Origin of the sequence: Burkholderia sp. AU33545 (genome assembly GCF_020419685.1) — a bacterium.
Lineage (GTDB): Bacteria > Pseudomonadota > Gammaproteobacteria > Burkholderiales > Burkholderiaceae > Burkholderia > Burkholderia diffusa.
Genome location: NZ_JAIZRQ010000010.1, coordinates 139,475 through 159,910 on the forward strand (window position 1 = coordinate 139,475; position 20,436 = coordinate 159,910).

The 20,436-nt window shown below is 61.9% G+C and carries 18 protein-coding genes; 4 read left to right on the top strand and 14 right to left on the bottom strand.

The window, feature by feature from the left end:
- Positions 1–43 precede the first annotated feature (43 nt).
- Positions 44–1,042, top strand: a complete 999-nt coding sequence (locus LGM71_RS29825) for a CAP domain-containing protein (protein ID WP_226118019.1) — start codon at positions 44–46, stop codon at positions 1,040–1,042.
- Positions 1,043–1,824: 782 nt separating this feature from the next.
- Here the strand turns inward: LGM71_RS29825 and LGM71_RS29830 are convergent.
- From LGM71_RS29830 to LGM71_RS29895, 14 genes are read right to left on the bottom strand one after another with little or no spacing between them, the layout of a single operon-like run.
- Positions 1,825–3,042, bottom strand: coding sequence for a hypothetical protein (locus LGM71_RS29830; RefSeq protein ID WP_226118021.1), 1,218 nt, complete (start codon positions 3,040–3,042; stop codon positions 1,825–1,827).
- Between the two features lie 9 nt (positions 3,043–3,051).
- Positions 3,052–3,645 (bottom strand): type 4 pilus major pilin, encoded by a 594-nt coding sequence (locus LGM71_RS29835; protein WP_226118024.1) that lies wholly within the window; start codon positions 3,643–3,645, stop codon positions 3,052–3,054.
- A gap of 8 nt (positions 3,646–3,653) precedes the next feature.
- The gene (locus LGM71_RS29840; protein ID WP_226118026.1) at positions 3,654–4,787 is read right to left on the bottom strand and encodes a type II secretion system protein; all 1,134 of its coding nucleotides are present in this window, start codon (positions 4,785–4,787) and stop codon (positions 3,654–3,656) included.
- A complete protein-coding gene (locus LGM71_RS29845; RefSeq protein WP_226118028.1) occupies positions 4,784–7,033 on the bottom strand; it encodes an ATPase, T2SS/T4P/T4SS family in 2,250 nt (749 codons plus the stop codon). Before LGM71_RS29845 ends, LGM71_RS29840 begins: the two co-directional genes overlap by 4 nt.
- Positions 7,030–7,608: a hypothetical protein gene (locus tag LGM71_RS29850; protein WP_226118030.1), complete on the bottom strand. Its 579-nt coding sequence runs from the start codon at positions 7,606–7,608 to the stop codon at positions 7,030–7,032. The genes LGM71_RS29845 and LGM71_RS29850 overlap by 4 nt, the downstream gene beginning before the upstream one ends.
- Complete coding sequence (locus LGM71_RS29855) at positions 7,601–8,932, bottom strand: hypothetical protein (protein ID WP_226118032.1); 1,332 nt, start codon at positions 8,930–8,932, stop codon at positions 7,601–7,603. Before LGM71_RS29855 ends, LGM71_RS29850 begins: the two co-directional genes overlap by 8 nt.
- Positions 8,933–8,936: 4 nt before the next feature.
- The gene (locus tag LGM71_RS29860; RefSeq protein WP_226118034.1) at positions 8,937–10,547 is read right to left on the bottom strand and encodes a type II secretory pathway protein; all 1,611 of its coding nucleotides are present in this window, start codon (positions 10,545–10,547) and stop codon (positions 8,937–8,939) included.
- Positions 10,548–10,552: 5 nt separating this feature from the next.
- Entirely contained in the window at positions 10,553–11,059 is a 507-nt protein-coding gene (locus tag LGM71_RS29865) for a toxin co-regulated pilus biosynthesis Q family protein (RefSeq protein WP_226118036.1), read from the bottom strand.
- Positions 11,060–11,061: 2 nt separating this feature from the next.
- Entirely contained in the window at positions 11,062–11,484 is a 423-nt protein-coding gene (locus LGM71_RS29870; RefSeq protein WP_226118038.1) for a lytic transglycosylase domain-containing protein, read from the bottom strand.
- On the bottom strand, positions 11,481–12,767 hold the full coding sequence (locus LGM71_RS29875; RefSeq protein WP_226118148.1) for a TrbG/VirB9 family P-type conjugative transfer protein: 1,287 nt from the start codon (positions 12,765–12,767) through the stop codon (positions 11,481–11,483). The genes LGM71_RS29870 and LGM71_RS29875 overlap by 4 nt, the downstream gene beginning before the upstream one ends.
- Positions 12,764–13,573 carry a transglycosylase SLT domain-containing protein gene (locus LGM71_RS29880; protein ID WP_226118040.1) on the bottom strand — a complete coding sequence of 270 codons (810 nt, stop codon included), beginning with the start codon at positions 13,571–13,573 and terminating at the stop codon, positions 12,764–12,766. The genes LGM71_RS29875 and LGM71_RS29880 overlap by 4 nt, the downstream gene beginning before the upstream one ends.
- A complete protein-coding gene (locus tag LGM71_RS29885) occupies positions 13,570–14,829 on the bottom strand; it encodes a TrbI/VirB10 family protein (RefSeq protein ID WP_012367228.1) in 1,260 nt (419 codons plus the stop codon). The genes LGM71_RS29880 and LGM71_RS29885 overlap by 4 nt, the downstream gene beginning before the upstream one ends.
- Before the next feature lie 9 nt (positions 14,830–14,838).
- Positions 14,839–15,720, bottom strand: a complete 882-nt coding sequence (locus LGM71_RS29890) for a TrbG/VirB9 family P-type conjugative transfer protein (RefSeq protein WP_226118042.1) — start codon at positions 15,718–15,720, stop codon at positions 14,839–14,841.
- Positions 15,717–16,433: a type IV secretion system protein gene (locus LGM71_RS29895; protein ID WP_124664105.1), complete on the bottom strand. Its 717-nt coding sequence runs from the start codon at positions 16,431–16,433 to the stop codon at positions 15,717–15,719. The genes LGM71_RS29890 and LGM71_RS29895 overlap by 4 nt, the downstream gene beginning before the upstream one ends.
- Positions 16,434–16,747: 314 nt before the next feature.
- Here LGM71_RS29895 and LGM71_RS29900 point away from each other — a divergent pair, with 314 nt between their 5' ends.
- The 3 genes from LGM71_RS29900 to LGM71_RS29910 all read left to right on the top strand — a co-directional run bounded on the left by LGM71_RS29900 (position 16,748) and on the right by LGM71_RS29910 (position 20,396).
- Positions 16,748–17,266 carry a hypothetical protein gene (locus LGM71_RS29900; protein WP_226118044.1) on the top strand — a complete coding sequence of 173 codons (519 nt, stop codon included), beginning with the start codon at positions 16,748–16,750 and terminating at the stop codon, positions 17,264–17,266.
- A gap of 220 nt (positions 17,267–17,486) precedes the next feature.
- The gene (locus LGM71_RS29905; RefSeq protein ID WP_226118046.1) at positions 17,487–18,047 is read left to right on the top strand and encodes a hypothetical protein; all 561 of its coding nucleotides are present in this window, start codon (positions 17,487–17,489) and stop codon (positions 18,045–18,047) included.
- A 1,467-nt stretch (positions 18,048–19,514) separates the two neighbouring features.
- Positions 19,515–20,396, top strand: coding sequence for a replication initiation protein (locus LGM71_RS29910; protein WP_175712526.1), 882 nt, complete (start codon positions 19,515–19,517; stop codon positions 20,394–20,396).
- The last annotated feature ends 40 nt before the right edge of the window (positions 20,397–20,436 follow it).

The window sequence follows — 20,436 nt, forward strand, 5'->3', positions numbered from 1 at the left end:
AAGGGTGTGCAAGGGGCGCGCCCAACAAAACGAGGAAATAAAAATGAAGAACAATTCACGCATCGGCCTCACGACCCTGTCGTTGGCCGCGATTCTGGCGCTCACTGCCTGTGGCGGCGGTGGTAGTGACGGCGGGGCGGCGAACAATAACTCGGGATCCGGGGGTGGCGGCAACTCGCCGTCAACCGCACTCCCGCCCGGAACGCAATCGACCGCTCAATATGCGTCGGGCAGCATCGAACTCGCCGCCTTCAATCGCGTGAATCAATACCGGATTCAGTGCGGATTTCCGGCCGTCCAGCAGAACACGCTCCTCGATCAGGCAGCCGCGGCTCATGCAGCGTACGGCCTCCAGAACAATGTAATCGGCGACACTGAATCGTCCACGAACCCGGGCTTCACCGGTGTCACCTATGCCGATCGGGCGACGCATTTTGGCTTTCCGCAGTCGGTTTACTCTACCGGCGAAAGCGTCGGCTACTATACGGGCGCTACCCTTTCGAACGACCAATATGGCAACGCACTCATCGATGCGCTGATTTCTGGGGTCTATCACATTGCGATCGCGTCGTGGCCGATCACGGTTGCAGGAGTCGGGGTAGCCCAAACCACATTCAACGGCTACCCACAGATTTCGGCGTCCCTCGCCATTGGAGGCTTCCGATCGACTCAGGGGACGATGCCGCTTACGTTCCCCTGCCAGGGCGTGACCGGCGTCCCGTACTCGTCATTTGGCGAATCCCCGACCCCGCCGAACACATCCGGCCCGTGGGGAACGCCGGTTGCGGTAGCTGGCAACCCGACCGATACGATTCTGATGCAATCGGGCACGATGACCGATACGTCGGGCAACGTTATCAGTCTCAAAGTGCTCGACTCGGCCACTGACCCGAACAAGCTTCTGCCGAAGTTTGAAGGTGTCGCCTATCCGACTTCGCCACTTCAGCCAAACACCATGTATTCGGTATCAATCACCGGCACGGTGAACGGTACCGCGTTCTCGCGCAACTTCACCTTTACGACCGGTAACGTCATCGGCTAAGTGCCCTCGGCGAAGCCCGCCACTGCGTCGCGCGTGGCGGGCTTGTACTTACACGCTCAGTGTCCGCCTCCGCACGGCCCTCCTGTTGCGTTTTGAGACTGAGACAGTACAAATCCAACAACCTGTGTCGTTCCCGGGTTCAGCATGCAGGCAAACACTTGGGTACTCGACCCATAGCCGTTACTGTCCGTGCCAAAGCCGAATTTGTATACATCGTATGGACCGTTGGTAGGGGGCCACGTTCCGTAAACTGAACCACCAAAGCTACTCCCCGGCGCCTGACAGATTATCGGAGGCGGCTGCGTGTTGATGTCGTTGGCAACTTGATTAGTTGTCTCGGACTGCGGACCGATAAACGCTGACACCGGACTAATATACTTTCCATAACCCGCCGCTACGTTCGCGCAAGCCTGCTGCTGATCGGCGCGCGTCGTCGGCGGGGCGCTCGGGATACAAGTTGGAGGAATCCAGCTCGTACCACTCCACGACGGTGGGGCGACTTGAACGTAACCTATGGGGCAAGATGGCGGGGCCTGGTAATTGCATTGTGGCGTGCTCCAGTGCGAACCCTGCCAGACCGAAGCGGAATCCGTTGTCCAACCAGCCCCCGTCGAGCACTGCGGTTGCGGAATCGGCGCCGACGAGATGGGTGTGGTGCAGGTCGAATCCTGGTTTCCGTATGAACAACGGGCCGGCCCCGCGAATGCCGTACTCACGCTCACTGCCGCTGCAGACAACAGCGCCGCACGCACCCCTGTAAGCAATGCTTCCAAATTCCGCTCCTAGTAAGCGCAGTACGTCGTCGCGACGGCGTTGACCCAAACGGGACTGCCGCTACCATCGGTAACGACAACCGTCCAAGGTCCCGCGCCGTTCACATTGAAGTTCAAAGCGGCGGTCGGATCGATCTGGACGCCCTGCGGAGCGAGCAAAATCTCCGGCGTCCCGCCAGCGTTACAACTGGGCGCTGGCACCCACGTTCCATACGAGACCACATATCGCGCGTACTGTTGCCAGGAGCCGCCGATCGGCAGCCACACGCGCGCGCCGCTGATCGGATCTCGTTGACAGGAAAACGGCATCCCCGACCCGTCATACGCCGATGCAAAGCCGGTGCCCGCGCACGCGGCCCGCGGCACCGCGACGTTCCCCGCCGTCACAGTGCCCGTGACGGTCGCGTTGCCATTGACGGTCGCCGCCCCGGTGTTGATCGGCGCTGGCGCCGTACCTGCCGCGTTCTGGACATTCAGCGTCCCCGGCGTGCGCACCGCGTTGCTGACCGCGACGTTCGAGGCCGAAAGCGTCGGTGCTGCGATCGTTCCCGTCGCGTCGATGCTGTTGACGTTGTGGAGGCTGACACCATTGACGTTCTGATCGCCCGTCCACGTCAGCGAGCCATCGCGCCGGATGTAGACCGCATTGCCATCCGTCGCCGGTCCATTCGTGGCCATCACGAGGGCAGCCGGTGCGCCGGCTAAGGGATTCGATGCATTCCACGCGCCATTCAACCCATAGACCGTCGACGAGTTCTGTGTCTTCGAAAAACCGAATCCGTTGCCGGCTGCCTGCGCGACGACACCGGCGCCCGCGACATCGGGCTGCCCATTCTTCGTGACCGGCTTGGACGGGTAAAACAGATAGGAAACCTGACACGACGATCCGCCCGTCGCGCAGCCGGCCGGCCCCACGCTCATCTGGATCATGTAGGTGCCGCCCCAGATCGGGCCCGCCGCGTAGTTGACCTTCAGGTAGCCGCCCGACTGCAGTTGCGCCAAAGTGGGCGGCGTCACTGCCGTCGGCCCCGGCGCGACCAGCTGGGCAACGAGTGCACCGTAGTTATCCGTCACCCAGTTTCCAAGCGCAGCGTTTATGACCGCCTCATTCTGGCCTTCGGCCGTCAGCATCGCCGTTCGGCGCTTCGCCACGTCGACCTTGATGCCCTGAATGGTCAGCAGCGCCATCGCAACGAGGACGATCGCCATCTCGATGATGCTGAACATGGCCGGTCCTTAATTGTCGTGGGTCGCGTACATCGCGATGCTCGCCGTCGCGCCAGCGGATGCACACGCCTGCCCCACCGTCGTCCCGTTGAACGTGGTCGATGGGCCTGAGACCGTCGTGTTGTTGACCTTGACCATCGTGTACGCCCCCGCGATTGCTCCCGCCGCGAGCGTACACACGGTCGCCGGCACCGGGTACGTCAGTACCATTGCGTCGTTGGCCGACGCGACTGTGCCGGGTGCCGCGCTCACCGAACCACCGAAGATGCCCGTCAAGGTTCCGGATGCGACATTGATCCGCGACCCTGCCGAATCGAACGCGTGATTTTGCGCGAGCGTCGTCAGCGACTCCCCCGAAAAATCGATGTCGCCCGAGGTCGCGTCCTGAATGCCGCTGCGGAACAGTTGAGCCTCGCTCTTGAACTGATGCGCGTGGATGCGATCCATCACATAACCTCGCCCCTGATAGACGATCAAGGCAAGCAGTGCTGCGCCGGCCATCACGGCAGCGGCTTCGATCATCGACAGCTCGCCCTTCTCCTTGCGGCGGCGGACGATTCGGGAATAGTGATTCGTTCGTTTAATCGGCATGTTGTTGTTCATGATCTTCCTCAGAAAGATTTCGCAGCAGTTGATGGAGCACTGTCGAAACTCACCGCGCCGGTCGCGACATACGAGCCGAGGCCGAGGGTGAGAAACGCGAGCGCGGCAAAGCCAAGCAGCACGTAGTGGGTGATCTTCGCGTTGCGGCGCACGGTCTCGACCACCCGGTTGAGCGAGTTCTGGCCGAGATCCTTGATCGACTCGACGAACTGGTCGCGCCCAGCCGCGTCGGTCATGATGTCGATCGTCGCTTCCGAGAAGATCCCGGTATCCAGCGCACGCATGGGCTGATCGGGATTCGCGGTGAGCCGCGCGCTCATGCGGCGCAGATGCCACCGCAGCCACGGGTCGGCCGACTTCGTCAGCCTATCCAGCGCGGCGCGTAGCGTGAGGTTCGAATCGAACAGGCCCGCCAACGACACGATCAACAGCGCTGCACGCAGGTCGCGCCGATTGCGCCACATCAAGGGCATCGCATCGATCCGATTGCGGACATGACCGACCCAACGCTTGAGCGTGTGGAAATATGCGACAACCAGCCCGGCCACGATAGCGCCCGTGAGCCACCAGTACTGCGCGCAGAACGTGTCAATCGCATAGATGATCTGGCCCGCCTCAGACCATTGGTCCAGCGGCTTCACGTCGCGCGCTTCCGGCAAAATTTCGGAGCCGAACAACACGCAGAACGCGTACAGATAGACGAGCAGAAAGGCGGGATACGCCATCTGCAACGACGTGGTCGCCGCCAGCACGCCTTTCGCGTGCGCTGCCATCTCGGCCAATTCGAGCCCCCGTACCGCCGCGTCGTCGCGCGGCGATTGGCCGGCCAGGTCCAGCAACACATATTCGTCGTTCGGAATAAACGACTTGATCGCGGTCGCGAAATCGTCACCCGCCCGCATGCGCTGCGCGATCTTCTGGAACACCGGCCACACCCAGTTCTTTCGGGCGCGGTGGCGCTGTTCGAGCGTCGTCAGGCGCTCCAGCAAGGTCTCGCTGTTGCGCAGTCCTTTCTTTGCGACGTCCAGCCGGGTTTCCCGATAGAACATCTCGCGCATCTTCTTGAAGCGCCATGTCGCGAGCTTCATCCGTTCACTGGCGGGCAATGCCATGAACATCGAATAGATGATCGACTTGATCATGACGGCAGTACCCCGTCTTCATCCGCGAACACGCGGTATGTCTCGAACGCGCACATCGATTCGTCGATGAAGCGTGGATCGATGAGGCCGCGCGCGGCCTTGTACAGCGCATGCTCGTAGACCGTCTTGCCGGTCATGTCCGCGTCGCCGAATTCGGTCTTCCGGCTCGTCCGGAACACTCGCTCCGCCCCGCGCCAGTCCCGCTCGACCACGCGATCGAGGAACTCGGGCGTCGGCTGATACAACTCCATCGCGAGCGTCTGCCCCTTGATCCCGGCCGCCACCTTGCCCGCGCGCGTGAGCAACCCCGGTCGGCGGCAATGCTGGCACCCCTCTTCGTCGCGGCAGGCCATGTTGGACGTGTCGAGCCCGAACTTTGTCTCGAGCGTCGCGAGCTGCCGTGGCGACAGCACGTCGCGCGCCGGCCGCTTGCAGTGCGGGCACAACTTCGGAATCAGCTTCTGATTACCGACGGCATTGAGAAACTTCCCGGACGCCACCTCATCCATCGGCAGGTTCAGGCGCCCGCCCACCAACCGCATGACCGCGCCGATGATGTTGTCCCCGTGCAGCGTCGCGCGCACCGGGTGGCCCGTCAGGGCGAGCTCGGCAACGAGGCCGGCGAGCACCGCGTCGCGCACCTCGCCAATCGTCAGATCGTCGGGATCCATGCGCATCAGCGTGCGAATCACTTCCACGATCTTGCGGTTCGCGTCTGTGTCCGTCTCGCCCGGACGCCGCTGGAGCGAGATATCGGACAACCACGGCGCCGGCACTTCAGACGGCTCGTTGACGGCGAACTGCTTTTTCAGATCCCGATTGGGCAACAGATACGACAGCGCACGCAGCAGCGTCGTCTTGCCGGAACCCGTTTCCCCGGTCAGAAATGTCGCTCCACCGCTGACCTTGCCGAGCATCTCGATGATCGCCAGCTGACTCGGCTCCAGTCCCATGTCCTCCGGGAGCAGAACCTTATAGTTCTTGAAATTGCCGTCGAGCAGGCGCAGCGCGACATCGAACCCGCCGACGAGCGGCGCGCTCTGCCAGCGAATGTTCACGATATCCATATGTGCCACGAGCGGAATCATCGCGGACTGCGGCGCGGTCGGCTGGAACGTCTCGCCCGAGTTGGTATTGCGCAGGACCAGGTCCTGATATGCGGCGGACAGCGCGCGGCGCACCAGTGCCTTTGGCATCTTGCGGTACGAGTAGAGATCGCCGTCGACGCGCAGGCGCAGCTCCACGTCGTCGGCGTAGTCCCGGTACTCCCAGTGCACGTCGCTCGCCTCATAGGCGTGCGCGGCCTCCAGCACATCGCGGAACGTGCCGATCGCGCGGGATGACTCAGGAACCACGTTGGCCGCGCGCTGCCGCTCCTTGTCGTAGAGGGCCGCAATGACGTCCTCGTCCGCGACCATTTCTTCGTGGACGGCGATATCCGCGCGCGCGAGATCCTTCAAATATGTCGCATACAGCTGGCTCTCATGAAAGCGCTGCGTCGTCACGACAATCGAGATTCCTGCCTGCAATTCGACGGCGATGAATTCGCGGCGCGCCGCATCGGTGATCCGGAGCGCTGCGTTCGGATCGCGCTGGCAGAGAATCCGCTTGAACGTGAGCGCCTCGGCGGAAATCAACCGCGGCAGGCCACTCCCAAGTTCGATCGCGGGGGAGTCGACCAGATCGACGCCGACGCGGCGAATCGTCGGCGGCTCATCGGCGGTGGACGTTTGACGTCCCACCCGCCCTTCATCCGTGCGAACAGCAGCGTCGGGCGAAACCTCGGGTATATGGTGGGTCGAGTCCACCCGATCGGCTTCGTGCGGGGCGGCTGGCTGCGACTCCGGCGAGCTGACATTGATCGATGACGCGCCTTCAGCAACGTCGGTGCCTGTGACCTCTGGGGCGCAATTCGGCTGCCCGTCATCACGAACCGGCGCAATCGGCGCGTCTTCAACGGCAGTGACATCCTCGATTTCCGCCTGCGCCATCCGCAGACGCATGCCCATCGTCATCGGCTGACCTTCAGCCGCCTGACGGGGATTGACTGGCTTGCTGGTGGACTTGAACCGGGGTTCCCTCGGTTCGAACGAACGCGGGGGTTCGTCGGCATCCACGGGGACCTTGCCCACGATCGGCATCGCGGCGGCCGAGTTCTCCACGAAGCTAGGCTTCAACGCCTTGAGCCGACCGAACAGGCCCCGCTTGGCCGGTTCCGGCGAGTCGATTTCCGAGAACATGCTCATTGCGCACCCCCGATCGGCGTGCCGGGGATCGGGCCGCCGGACGGCAAAGGCGAGGCAAGATCGATCAACGACCGGACCGAGTTCGTCGACGCGGACGGTACCGGGACAGCGGCACGGATCGGCTCTTTCCAGGTGCGCTTGCCTTCGGCGACCGTGACGGAATAGCCGTCAACCGCTTTCACGTTCCAGCCGTTGAGCAGCGTCGCGCCGACGCGCGCGGGGTAGATTGCATCCTGAAACAGATACAAGACGTACGAGCCCGATTCGTCGCGCGATGCACCGAGAAACGAGACCGGTTCGGCTCGCGCATGCGTCCGGGTGGCCGGTTTCGTCGCTGGCCTCGCTGGTCCTGACACAGCAGCGGCGCTCGCCACGGTGCTGGGTTGGGGCGTCGTCATCCCGCCGACGTTCGGCGACAGCGTCGAGGAGCCGGTAGCGCCACCCGACAGCTGGCGCACAATACTGGCCCGCGCTACCTGATCGATGTCGTCGATCGACAGTCGAGGCGTTGCCGGTTCCGCATAAGCGGTCAGGGCCAGCCCGGCGCCCGCCGCGACGAGTGCGTGCTTAATCAAGAACAAAATATTTCCCCTTCGCGGTGAAATGGACGCCATAAGGCGCATCGCCCGTGTCGCTGCTCGTCGTTGCCCCTGCACCCTGGTTGAGGCGCAGTTCGACCTTGAGTGATTCGAGCGTCATGTTGGGCGGCAGCTTCGCGAGCAACGGTGCTTGCCACCGAAAGCCCTCGATCGTCCAGTCGCCCTGCTTGATGATCCGGGCGATCTGGCCACCCCCTTCGCCCGCTACTGGAGCCGGGATGAGCGGGCGCGTTTCTCCCAGCGTGACGGTGTAGCCGTAGGCGCGGATTTCGAACGGCTGGGATGACATGCGCTGCGGCGGTGTTTGCACCGCCTCGATGAATGTCTGTTCAGACGGCCATTGGGACGATTCCTTCGCCGACAGCACGTCGACCTTCGGAACCGCCGGCCCGCGTGCGTTCGACGTCAGCCCGTCGCGCGAGAATGTCACTGGGCGCATCGCCGCGGTCGCCGCGCTTTCAAAATCGGCAAACGTGCCGCCTTGCCGCCGGAAGGTCATCGTGCAATAGCCGGCCGTCGGGCAGTTCGCTTCCTTGAAAACCCATCCCTTGCGCACCGATTCATTGCCGCCAACCGCCGTGAGCAATGCGGGCCCCAGTGCGGACGCACGCGGGAGCGCGCGGGCGAACGTGCTGCGCACGGCAGCCGCGTAGCGTTCCGCATACGTCGGGACGTGCGGCGGCGGTGGCGGTGGCGACAGCGCGTCCATCAGCTTCGCGCCCCCAACGATGGTCGCACCCGCGATGAACAGGAGCGGAATCGCAGCCGGGATGGAGACCGGTACCTTCGTGATGCGGCCAGCCTTGCGGTTCCCGAGTAGCTCGCTCGCCTGAAACGGCTCGTCGATGTCGCCGATCCGGTCTCCGGCGCCGAGGGTGTCGAGCGCCAGGTTGCCTTTGAGACATTCCTGCTCGATCTCGAGACGGCGCGCCTGGGCCGTTTCCGGGGACAACACCTCGTCGCTGCGCACCGCGCCCCGCACCACGAACACGGCGTGCACGCGCAGGCCATCCTGCAACAGCACCAATGCCGCGGGTCGGTTCTTGATCCGGTCATGCAGTGCGACGCGTGCCGCGCCTGAATACAGTCGCGCGCCCTTGACGTCGGCAGATTCGGGCATCGCGAAGCCACCGATCAGTTCTTCGCCGACCTTGTACTCGACGAAATGCGTCGCGCCGAATGCGTCTGCGTAGCGGCGACGCTCGGCCCGGCCACCTTTGACCGGATAGGCCCGCCAGTCGAGGCCGAAGACGAGCCGCGCGCGCTTGTCGGTCGGCAGGGGTTCGGTGATGTGCATCATCGCGTCACATCGACGGTACGACCGTCGCCTTCAGCATGATGATCTGGAACGTCTTCGACTTGTTCCACGACCCGGTGAGCCCGCCGATGCCCGCATTCGTCGTGCTGTCGGCGTGATCGGTCATCGCGCCGTACAGAACAACCGTCTGCCCATCAGAGAGCGCGATCGTCTGATCGTCCTTGGTGCCGATGGTGTGCGCCAGCTGGATCTGTTGCTGTGTCTGGCCCGAACCTACCCCCGCGCTGGTGAAGGGGCCGTTCAGCTTCGAGCTGTCTGCCCAGTACGCAAGCACGATCTGGTTGTGGTCATTGACCGCCGGCAGCACGTTGACGAAGTCGCCCGTGGTGATCGTGCCAGGCGTCAAGCCAGGCACACCGCCCGACGTCGCGTTCAGCGTGCCGGCTGACGGCGACGTCGAGCGCAGGTAGTCATCGCTCTGGAACGAGGCGACCGACACCGGCAGCCCGTTGAGCGTCATCTTGGTCATCGTGTTGTCCTGCACGGTGCGGCCGTACTTGTTTAGCGCATTGATCGCCGCGTTCGTGCCAGAGAACGGGGCGTCCGGGCGCAACACCGAGACGCCGACCGAGCCGCCGCCCGTTGCCAGCGACGTCGGCGAAGCGAAGCTGATCGCGTAGCGCGCGAGACCTGCATGCATCGCATTGAATACGACATCCGCGTTCGCGCCCGCCTCACTGCCCTTGCTCAGCGAAATCTGGATCGTGCGCACCGTGACCGCGACCTGGCGCGTCGAGATTGCGTTCTCGTGCTGCAACAACTTGCCGATGTTGTCCGCCGCCTCTTTCGTGTCGTACACCATCACGAGGCGACTCTGCGGGTTCACGCTGACGCGGCCCATCGGCGACTTCAGCTTGTCGATCTCGGCGGTGATCGAGGCAATCTGGTCGAAATCACCCTCGCGACCGGTCGACGTCTGCGCGGAGAACGAGCCAGTATTGCCGCCCGAACTGCCGCCGCTGCCGCCACCCGATTGATTACCGGTCGACGTGTCCATGCCTTTGCTCATCGTCGACTTGATCGAAACCTTGCCGGGGATCGCGGCAATCTGATACATCCGCGTCACGAATCGGGACACGTTGATTGACCCGCCATCGAACGACCAGTCCAGGCCGAGATCGGTGCTCATATTGCGCATGTACAGGCCGACCTTGCCGGTGAAGGGCTGCCGAAAGACCGGCTCTTCGGTCTTCGCGGCGACATTGCGGGTCTGGGCCTTTCCGTCTCCCTGACCAGGCACCAGCGAGTCGCGCGGGACGAAGACATCCGGGCTCAGATGAACCGGATAGCCCGTTGCCGTCGAGATCAGCGTCGCAATCTGCCTGATGCCGAGGTTCGCCGGAAGCGTGACGCTTTTCTCGCGGAACACGGCCGGCAGCGTGGCCTCGTACGCGAGCGGCACGAGCCTGTCGCCGAGGAACGCGGTCGGCACGTCTTCTACGAGTGCCATCGACTCCGGGCCCTTGGCCAGCGCGTCAGAAATCGTGCGGTGCGCGGCGTCGTAGCTGTCGTTCACGTCCTGCTGCGTCACGGCACAGCCCGTGGCCAGCACGGCGGCAGCAATCGCCACGGCGGATTTCAATGGGTGCATGCGCATGGTTCTCAGTCCTGGCAATTGCCCGCGCGCACGATCACGCGGATGACTTGATTGGTATGGCGGCACGCGCGCGTCGGCGTGCGCATGTGGTTCGTCGCCTTCATGACCTGTTGCAGCACGGAAGTGAAGTCGCCGGTGAAGGTCGCGTTGAATTCCAGCGGCAAGTCATCGTCGATCTTCCACGCGAGCTGCCAGCCCTGCTGCTGCAACCACCGATCTAGCGCGTCGCGCAGGTTCACGTCCTGCGGCGTCACTGAAAACGTCAGCGTGCCGGGTGTGGGGGGTGTGCTGGCACGGGGCAAAACCACGGCGGCGACGTCGGTCGAAGTCGACGGTGCAGCGGGCGCAGGGGTGTTGCTGGTCGCCGGCGCCTGCAGCGTGACCTTCGGAACGGAAGCCAGGATCTGCCAACCGTCGGGATCGACGGCTGCGCGGACATTCACGGTCGTCGCGATCAGGATCGCGGCAACAAGAGCGCGCGTCAGCGCGCGGGATCGGTGGGTGATCAGCATGGTTATTGGCCCTGCATGAGGCGGCGGTAAATCGCGCTCGCATAGACGAGCTGCTTTGAAGGCGTGACCGCGTTGTACGCACCGACCGCCTTCCAGTTCGGCCCGAATTGCTTGATGTTCGCGGCGAGTATCCATGCGCCGACGTACGCGCTCACGCAGGCGTTGAACAGGTGTTCGCGACGAATCCCGTACTGCGAGAGCTTGGGCAGCCAGGACGAATTGATCTGCATCAGGCCGATGTCCTCGCTGCCATTGGAATTGCGGTTGATCGCGTTGGCGCGCATGCCAGATTCGTGCTGAGCGATCGCGCGCAGCAGCCGCGGATTCAGCCGGTGGTACATGGCCGCGTCATCGATGCAGTCGGCGCGGCACACCGCGGCCGCGCCAAACAGCACGCACGCGAGAATCGAACGAAGGCTGATCACGATGCCGCCCCTCCCTTCGATTGCGCGACACTCGGTGCCGCTGCCGGAGCCGCCGACGGCACCTCCCGATAGGTCACTTCGTGACGACGCTTCACGTTGACCACATTGCCGTCGGCGGTGACGACGAACTGGTCGTCCGTACCTTCGAACATGTAGTAGCGGCCCTTCTGCTCGCCCACGCCGAGATGCCGCGTGTCGGTCACGCCGACCTTCACCACGGATTCCGCGAACTTGAAGTACGTGCGTCCATCCTGATCGAACACGGCTTCGAGCCGCGCACGGTTTGGCTGCTCGAAGTCGTAGACGGTCTTCGCGTCGCGGCTGACTTCGACGCGATTGGATGCGTCGGCCACGACGACGCGCTCGGCACGATCGATCGTCATCACGTTCGTCGTGGGATCCCAGCCCGGGTGCAATGACTTGCCGCCCAGGGTCAGGAAGGTCACGTCCTTGCCCGGCCGCGCGGCGAATCGAATCTGCGTGTGCGTATCGTCGCCATCGCGAATCGCTTGCGCGCCGAACCGTTCGGCCAGCTGCGATACCTGCGCCGGCTGCGCAGAAACGTTGGCGACGACCGCTTCCAGCCCGGCCTCGTCGGTCCGGCGCTCGCTTGCCGCATAGTTCAGTGCGGCGGACTTCGGCACGTCGCGATGCAACCGAATGTGGCGCGCACCGAAATCGACGTCAGCGTACAGACCGGTCTGCGTCAGCAGCCGATCCAGCGCCTGCAGCCAGTTTTCGCCGTCACGCGTGTCGAACGCAGCCGCATTCGTCAAATCGACGTCCTTTTGCGCGGCACCGGTCCACCCTTGCGGTACCAGTGCCTTCACGACGTTCGCGACGGGCGTTGACGTGTGCAGAGGGCGAACGGGCTCGAGCGCACCGCGCGTGCCAATAATCGTCAGCCGGTTGGTAAAGCCATCAAACCCGGCCGGCTGATCGTCGTGCAGCGCGGCGAGCGTGCCGGTGCCGCCGATGAACGTGTTCGCTTTCTTCCAACGCGCGGTCGCCGCGCGCCCCGCGACCTTGTAGCTGATTGTCTGCGGCGTGCCGTCGACCACCACATACGGTCCTTCGTTGTGGCCGCCGTCGGCGGTGATGACCTGACCGGCGCGGGGCTGGATATAGGTCTTTGCGCCATCGTTGAAGATCAATGCCGGACGCTCAGCGATGCCGCCCATGATCTCGTAATCGAAATCGAACGGATCGGTGTTTGCCCCGTGAGCGATCCCATAGGAAAGTGCGACGCATGCGCAAGCGAGGCGTGTGAGCGCGCGCTTCATCGGCTTGCCTCGATCATGGAGAGATGACGCACGAATCGCGCGAGATAGGCACGGCCCGGCGTCGGGTTCGCGCTGTGGTAATAGGCAATCGCCTTCTCCACGGAACCAGTGCGTGCGTAGTTCTCGTTCAGGATCTGCTCGGCCACACGCACATTGGTCGCCGGCGCGAGTGCGTCCCAGGCAGAGGCGAAGCGCTTGCCATGAAAGCACCAATTAATCTGCAACAAGCCGACGTCAAAATCGCACCGGCCCCGCGCGATCAGCATTTCGATCGCCTTATAGGCGTCCATCCGGGATTTGAAGAACAGCCCCTGACCGGCAACGTTCAACGTCCACGGCCAGGGCCGGCCGTTGTAGGCCGATTCGTTCAATGCGATGCCCGCCAGTACCTTCGGATCGACACTTGTTTGCAGCAGCTCGAACGGTGCCACGGTCGGCGCACATGCCCAGCCACCCCGCCCCTCGGTCACCGCGGCTTGCGCGTCGTCCGACAGCACGGGGGGCTGCAGCCAGCCGCGATCGGCGAGCAGTTGCTCGAGCGAGACATCGCGGCCGTCGATCGTCACGGTGATGCCTGTGTCCGGCCCGCTGCGCACCGGTTGCCCGACAAGGGGCGCCGCCCATTCGATGAACGGCTGGAGGCCGCAGAAGTACACCGGCTTACCAGGCAACGTGACAACCTCGCGGGCCTTGCCACTGGAGATCACGACGCTCACCGGACTGATGACGTTAGAAATCGTGGTCGCTGCATGCGCGCTCGAGACACCGAGCGCCAGCGATGCAATGAAAAGGAGTCGCTTCATCATGGGCGGTACGGCTCCAGGACCATGTCGCGGTTGACTTTGAGCATGAAGTGGCGCTCGCCCGGGTCGGAGGTGATGGTGGGCGGGATGTTCTGGTAGCGGCTCAGCACGGATTGCGTGGTTTGCGCGGCGACCTGCCCTGCCGTACTGCCGACTTGGGTGACGCCGAGCGGGCCGGTGGTCGTGGAGCTATCGCCCCCGTCGAAGCGACGTAGCAGGATGGCGGTCAGGAACGACGCACCGTAGATCTTGAGGAAGTGGTTGTTGACATGCCCGGAGAACCCGGCGGCCCCGTTGCCGTCAGCACCCTGCGCGCCGTAAAGCGGCACGTGCTTGCCGTTCGGCAGGCGCATTTCAGCGCCGGCGACAAGGATCGACTCCTGACCGGGTTGGACGTCCGAGCTGTATGGCGCGGTAATGGTCGTGCCCCACGGGATCACGAGGCAGGTGCTGGTGAGGCTGTCATAGACGTCGCGCTCGACGACGAGCGAAGCCGTGCCGGGACGATCGGAGTTGAGCGCCTCGGCCGACAGCACGGGGATTTTGGCAGGCGGCGACAATGTACAACCGCGCGACTGGCCGACGAAGCCCGTACGGGGAAAATCTCGACCGTTCTCGCTTTGCAAGGCGACGTTGCGCATGAACTCGTTATCGCGTTGCTGCGTCGTCATTGCGCCGGGCGCTTGTCCGCCCTTGGCAGCGGCCGCAGCCTGTGCGATCGCAGCGTTCGTCGCTGCCTCTTGCGCGGCCGCTTGCTGCAGCATCTGCTGCGGTGTCAAAACACCGTTCGGCACTTGCTGTTGCTGCTGGGCATTGGCGGCTGGCGTTTTCAGGCCATCCTTGAAAATAGGCGACGCGTAGATATTGTCCTCAGCCGTTTTCGCCTTGAGGTCCGTGTTTCCTTGATCCGGAACGAGCGAATCCGCCGAGAGATTCGGCTTCTTGTCGGCGACCGGCGCGGAAGCGGCACGCGCGGCCGCTTCGGAGGCCGCGCGTCGCGCAGCAGCCTGCTGATCGGCAATGATCTTGTCGACGTCTTCCGGACGATTGCTCTTGTCGATGCCCTCCGCCGCGCGCTCCTTCTTGAGCCGAAGCGCCTCTTCGTCCGCCTTGCGACTGTCCTGCGTCTGGTAGTAGAAGCCGATCGCACCAATTGCGATGGCAGCGATGCTGCCCACCGCGATCAGGGCGTTACGGGGCACCTTTCCCTTGACGAGCGAGGCTTGTTCCGGCGACAACGTGTCGGTCTGTTTGGCCATGTTGCGCGCTCAGAAACCGAACAGGCCGCGGCGGCCACGCTTGATCGTGACCACTTCGCCCGCGCGCGTCAGCGTGATTTCGTCCGCCAGCTGCTGGACAACGATGTATGGCCCACGCCGGATAAAGTTCGGGCTGACGATGTCTCCGCCCTCTCTTACCGTGGGCACGGCGAACGGCGCGTTTTGAGGCAAACGAATCCAGACGAACTTGCCGTCGTCGAACACGGTCTCCGGCTTGATCGCGCCGGACCCGGACAGGGTGTACTCGAAATTCAGCTTGTCGGGCGTCACGCCGATCGGGCCGGAGTCGGTTTGCGAAGCAACACCGGACAGGCTGCCTTCCGCGCTGTCACTGCCGCCGCCCTCGCGCGCACGGACTTTCGCCATCAGCGAATTCGGATAGTTGAAGCGGACTGACTGGTAGAAGAGGCCACCGACCGGCGACGACACGAGCGTCATGTCGTACTCGCGCATGTTGGTGGTCAAGTGCAGCGTGTTCACGAGGCCCGGTTTGGTCGGCTTCACGAAAACGTGATTCGCGCCGTCGGTATCGAGCATCCATTGGATGGAGTCACCGAGCGCGGGCTCCGCGGTCAGCACCTCGCCGCGCGCGAGCTCGATCGTTGTCACCTTGAGCGGTGCCGTCATGACGCGGAAGATCTGGTCGCGGCTGTACGGAAACACGGCCATGCGCGCATCGCCCGGCATGGTGATCGGATCTGTGCCCGAGTTGTACGGATTCACCGGACTCATCGGATCGCCGATGATCGTCGCAAAATCGAAGTTCGGTGTCGGTGGAAGCACTGGCGACGCGGGCTTTGCCGCAAAAGCGCTGGCCGTCGCGATCATCGCGACCGCGCCGCACGCAGCAAGGGTACGGAATCGTTTCATGCGGCGGTCTTCTGCAGTGTCCAGAACGGGTAATAGACCCCAAAAGGGTTGTTACCGAGTGCGTCCTCTTGGGTCGGCGCAACGATCTGGTAGCGCACCGTGAGGGCGTAACGCACAACGACGGGCTTGTCGGACGGCGTCTGGGTGGTGGACGTGGTGAATTCAATGATTGCCGTGGAGTCCTCGAGGAGGGACACGTTGGTCACGCGGGACTCACGTACGAGCTTCGGGTTCGTCGTGATTTGCTGGAACGGCGCATCCTGCTTCAACCAGTCGGCAAACTGATTGCGGGCGTTGCCAGTCATCTGCTGCTTGACCGCGTTGATGTTCCTGGCCATGCGCGACGACTGGATGTCATCGGTCAACACCGGCTCAATCGTGAACCAGCGTTCGACGGTTTCGCGCAGGGCCTTGCGCTTTGCCTGGTCGTCTGGCTTGTAAGAGGTCAGTTGCGTCACGATGGGGTTGCCGCCGGCATCTGACGAAACACCGTAAGCCTTGACCACGGAAGGCGCAGGATTGCGGGTGTACACGGCACCGCCCGCTACGATCGCGAGGAGGAAACAGAAGGTCTTCCAATGGTTGGCCTCCACGCGCAGGCGCGTGGACTGGTCGAAGATGATCTGCTCAGGATCCTCGTTCGAGTAGAAGCCCGGCGCAGGCGACAAGGCGACCTGCTTCTTGCTTCGTGGGAAGAGTCGAGGGAAACGCATCGCGGAGATTCCAATTGGGCCGGTTCAATTGGAACAGCCGTGCCAGCAGCGCAACGCGGCAAAAGAGGTGCGATTTGGGATACCTTTTTTCCTTGCCCACAATCCCACCGCGAATTCGATACGCTCACGTCAACCGGTTGAGGGGGTCAAACCGAAATGATGTGCAAAAACACCCCTCTTTTGATCCTTGCTGTCGATTCGAGGTGCAATAGACTACTCGCGAGCAGTTTCACAAATTTCACGGCAGATGAGCGTTGGCTTCCGACAACTTGGTCCGAATAGACATCGAACGCGAAAGGCAGCGAGCAGCTGCGATGGAGATCCACTCGATGCTTCGCAAGGGAGGCGTCTCACCTGTAGAGCTGGGCCGGTTCTATCGAACGATCCTTGACGATGGAATCTGCTCGAATCAAGTTGACCTTGCCCGGCTGTTCTCCACGTCTACTGGTGTTGTATCGAAGGCCCTGCACGCGTCTACCTTGCCTGAGCCTGTTATCACCGCATTGGGAGGTTCCGACCGAGTTACCTTCCGTGTCGCCGAGACGCTCGCAAAACTCTTGACTTCGCTTGGCAACGACGTTGTCTGCCGAAATGCCCAAAAGATTGTCGACGGCAGGACGCTCCCGATTGCGGTAGTCCTGGCCGCGCTCGCCGATGGGAGCGCGATAGTACACGGCGGCCGCCTCGTATCGGTCTCGGTCGCGGCCAGCGGGAGATATTTGAAGCTCGAGGTCGAACCGAGAGCGATGGCGCGCATCCTGAGCCGCATCGCTGAGTTCTCCGAGGCGATCGACATGTCGGCACGAAGGATATGTTCGGTGAGCCGCCCATAACGGCTCGATAAGCCCGTGTTGCAGAAATTTCGCACGGTGCAGAACGACGTCGTGCGAAATGCTTTGTTAATTCAACGGCTTGGACGGGGGTATTTTTAGTACCCCCCTCAACCGGTTGAGCGGCAGGGAGGTAGTCGCGACAACGCACGCTACCTTCTTTCGACCCAGACGACGGCTCGATCTTCATCGCGCTATCGCAATTTTTCCCACGTGACTAGCCATGAATAAAGGCGAAATTTCGAACTTCCCGGATTTGGATACGGCGATAGCAGCGCATAGAGCGCTCGTGGCCGCGTTCGCCTCCCCGGTGCGAATGGGTCGTTTTTATCTGAAGGTGCTGGAACAGAATCTGTGTCCGACGCAAGCTGCGCTTGCGAGGACGCTGAATGTGTCGCCTTCAAGAGTCTCGCGATCGATTGCGGCTGCTTTGCTTCCGATGCGAGTTCTTCGATCGTTCAGTGATGAGGATCACATCACGTTTGAGATCGCCGGCGCGATCTCGAGGTTGATTCGACAGCACGGCAAGCAGCTCGTGACCAGCCGTGCTCTTAGTGTGCCGGGAGGCTCATCACCTGATGTCGTGAAGTCGATATTGTTGACTGGGAAGATCCAGGCCGAATGCCTTCGGAGTGAGGAGGCAGTTTTGTTCAGCCTATCGGTCTGCCGCGGTCATGGTCGTCGATACGTGCGATTGGATTCGCCAAACATTGATCGCATCGTCCCAGTCCTTGCGAGGCTGGAAGATCTGATGAGGGCGTTTCTTCCGACTTTGATACGGTGACGGTCGCAGAATATGACGATCGTGCCAGCATCTGGTTACTGGGAGTACTGATCCGCTTTGATCTGCTCTAGAAATCCTGGACACAAATGAGTGTTCGTGTTTCGGAGGCAATTTTCCCAATAGGAACGGGAGGTTGGCGATGAAGCGCAAGCAATAAGATCACGTCCACTTTATTGACCTTGCGTCAGCTTGATACGACGATCACTGCCACCTGAAGGAAGAATGATGAAGGGAAGCAAGCCATCCCTGAGTCACATTCCATTCGCCAGATGGAGACATCTCAGCATCGACTCGCCTCATATCGACCTCGTGGTTCCCCATCTTCCCCTACAGCAAGATCTGCTGAACGCTCTCCTTCCGTCGGTCCTTCCGCGCAGACGCTGACGGTATTCGGTAAGCGGGTGACAGATTCCGACCCGGGAGGTGTCGCCACACAATTGGTGACATGATCCGACCCAGTTCTGCCCGCCGCCGGCTATCACGATATTGGCCGTCCCAAGGCAATGGTGACGTTTTCCGACCCAAGATATGTGGACGGGTGACATTTTCCGACCCGCAGCTACGCTTCTCAAAGGTGACGAATTCCGACCCACCGACTCCCCAGCGAATAGTGACAAATTCCGACCTCCTGATTTCCCGGCCTCAAAAGTGACGTTTTCCGACCCGATGTGCTGCTCGAAAGGTGACACGTTCCGACCTGCACGGGGAATGGAAGGTGACAAATTCCGACCCGGTTGGCGCTCTGAGAAGTGACATATTTCGACCTGAGGCAGAAGCACTGGCTCCTCTTTCGTACGCTGGCATTCGCTCCAACAGTGACATTTTCCGACCCGAGGTCTCTCCCTTTCTATGACATTTTCCGACCCTCCGCGATGGCTTCTTCTTTGTGGGCCCCTCGGTCATAGGCTTAGCATTCATAGCTCGCCAAAAAGGTGACGTTTCCCGACCCGGCAGTCCGAGGCGTCATTGATACAGACGCCTTTCTGGTTAAAAGTGAGTGAGTACTTAGTGTCTTTTGGTCAGTGAGGTCGGAAAGCGTCACCTTTTGGGACGTCAAACCAGCCTTTGCCTCCCATGAGGAGCGGATCGGAGGGACCGCAGACGCGTTGAGGTCGGAAAATGTCACTTTTGACCTGGGCGACGAGCGTCGGAGGCAGGTGTGGGGTGGGTTTTGTTGTATAGGAGCAACTTTCTAACGGTGCTCTTTGTAAGACAGTTTATAGAACCGTTTGTAAAACCTTTTGTAAACGCTGTGCCCTACTCCGCACAGGCTTGCCAGTTAAGGCTTTGCCGGGGGTCACAGGCGAGAAACTGTGACGTTTACCGACCTCGAGGTGACGCAATCCGACCCTAAGTAGACACAAAGCGGGCCAGAGGTGACAAATTTCGACCGTTATCCACAACGGTGACTTGCACCCTAAGCATGTCACCTTATAATTGTGTCACTTCCCGCTGAAGGTCACCTTTGTGAACAAAAAGGCAAAAAATCAGCCCGAGCCGGCTCAGGTCGAGATCGTTGAGATCGAACCTCTCCAAATCGAGCCGTTGGACGAACCGCCTCTGGACGGTGATGGTCGAGTGCGGGGCACTGTTGCCATGAGCCGAGCGCTGGTGAATGCCCAACAAGGGCTGACTCTGAACGAGAAGCGAGTCATGATGGCGGCGCTTCGATGCATAGACAGTAAGAAGTCACCATACTTGCATGGTAAGGGTAACGGCTATGTGAGCGTTCGTGTTCGAGCCGACGAGTTTGCTGCCCTCGCAGCTCTTGCTCCCAGGTCCGGCGAGAAGCAGGCAACCGCTGCATACGAGGGGCTGAAGGAAGGCTGTGCGAGTCTTCAAAAGCGCCAATTGACGTATATGGATGGCCCAAGGAAGGTGGTACTGAATTGGGTGTGGAAGGCGGTTTACCACGAACGAGAAGGATGGGCCGAAGTTTCCTTTTCTCCGGATCTAACGCCTCATATCTTCATGTTGCAGCGGCGTTTCGTCTCGTATCAACTTGAGTTTGCCCGAGGGCTACAGTCACTTTACTCGTGGCGGCTCCTCGAACTGCTGATGCGAGAGCGAGATCGGGGCCGGCTCCTGATCACGTTGGAAGATTTCCGGCACGTGCTTGAAATTCCGGCGACGTACCGCTTTGCCGACATCAAGCGTCGGGTAATCGAAACCGCAGTGAACGAACTGAACGCGAAGGCGGATCTTGTTATTTCCTGGACGCCCGTGAAGCTCGGCCGCGCTGTGAATTCGCTCGATTTCAAATTTATCCAGAATCCGCAAAGCCGCCTGGCTTTGGACGGCGAGGTACCCTTTGCGGAAACAGGTGCTGAGACGACTGCCGAAGGCTGATGCGTAAGGGCTTGGCTGCGGTCGCTGCCTGCTTGCCGGC

What these genes read in the sequence shown, in the direction of transcription:
- LGM71_RS29845 (WP_226118028.1), bottom strand. Translation starts at nt 7,033, where the DNA reads ATGAGCATGTTCTCGGAAATCGACTCGCCGGAACCGGCCAAGCGGGGC.
- LGM71_RS29830 (WP_226118021.1), bottom strand. Translation starts at nt 3,042, where the DNA reads ATGTTCAGCATCATCGAGATGGCGATCGTCCTCGTTGCGATGGCGCTG.
- LGM71_RS29835 (WP_226118024.1), bottom strand. Translation starts at nt 3,645, where the DNA reads ATGAACAACAACATGCCGATTAAACGAACGAATCACTATTCCCGAATC.
- LGM71_RS29885 (WP_012367228.1), bottom strand. Translation starts at nt 14,829, where the DNA reads ATGGCCAAACAGACCGACACGTTGTCGCCGGAACAAGCCTCGCTCGTC.
- LGM71_RS29860 (WP_226118034.1), bottom strand. Translation starts at nt 10,547, where the DNA reads ATGCGCATGCACCCATTGAAATCCGCCGTGGCGATTGCTGCCGCCGTG.
- LGM71_RS29880 (WP_226118040.1), bottom strand. Translation starts at nt 13,573, where the DNA reads ATGATGAAGCGACTCCTTTTCATTGCATCGCTGGCGCTCGGTGTCTCG.
- LGM71_RS29895 (WP_124664105.1), bottom strand. Translation starts at nt 16,433, where the DNA reads ATGCGTTTCCCTCGACTCTTCCCACGAAGCAAGAAGCAGGTCGCCTTG.
- LGM71_RS29900 (WP_226118044.1), top strand. Translation starts at nt 16,748, where the DNA reads ATGGAGATCCACTCGATGCTTCGCAAGGGAGGCGTCTCACCTGTAGAG.
- LGM71_RS29865 (WP_226118036.1), bottom strand. Translation starts at nt 11,059, where the DNA reads ATGCTGATCACCCACCGATCCCGCGCGCTGACGCGCGCTCTTGTTGCC.
- LGM71_RS29855 (WP_226118032.1), bottom strand. Translation starts at nt 8,932, where the DNA reads ATGATGCACATCACCGAACCCCTGCCGACCGACAAGCGCGCGCGGCTC.
- LGM71_RS29875 (WP_226118148.1), bottom strand. Translation starts at nt 12,767, where the DNA reads ATGAAGCGCGCGCTCACACGCCTCGCTTGCGCATGCGTCGCACTTTCC.
- LGM71_RS29905 (WP_226118046.1), top strand. Translation starts at nt 17,487, where the DNA reads ATGAATAAAGGCGAAATTTCGAACTTCCCGGATTTGGATACGGCGATA.
- LGM71_RS29890 (WP_226118042.1), bottom strand. Translation starts at nt 15,720, where the DNA reads ATGAAACGATTCCGTACCCTTGCTGCGTGCGGCGCGGTCGCGATGATC.
- LGM71_RS29840 (WP_226118026.1), bottom strand. Translation starts at nt 4,787, where the DNA reads ATGATCAAGTCGATCATCTATTCGATGTTCATGGCATTGCCCGCCAGT.
- LGM71_RS29825 (WP_226118019.1), top strand. Translation starts at nt 44, where the DNA reads ATGAAGAACAATTCACGCATCGGCCTCACGACCCTGTCGTTGGCCGCG.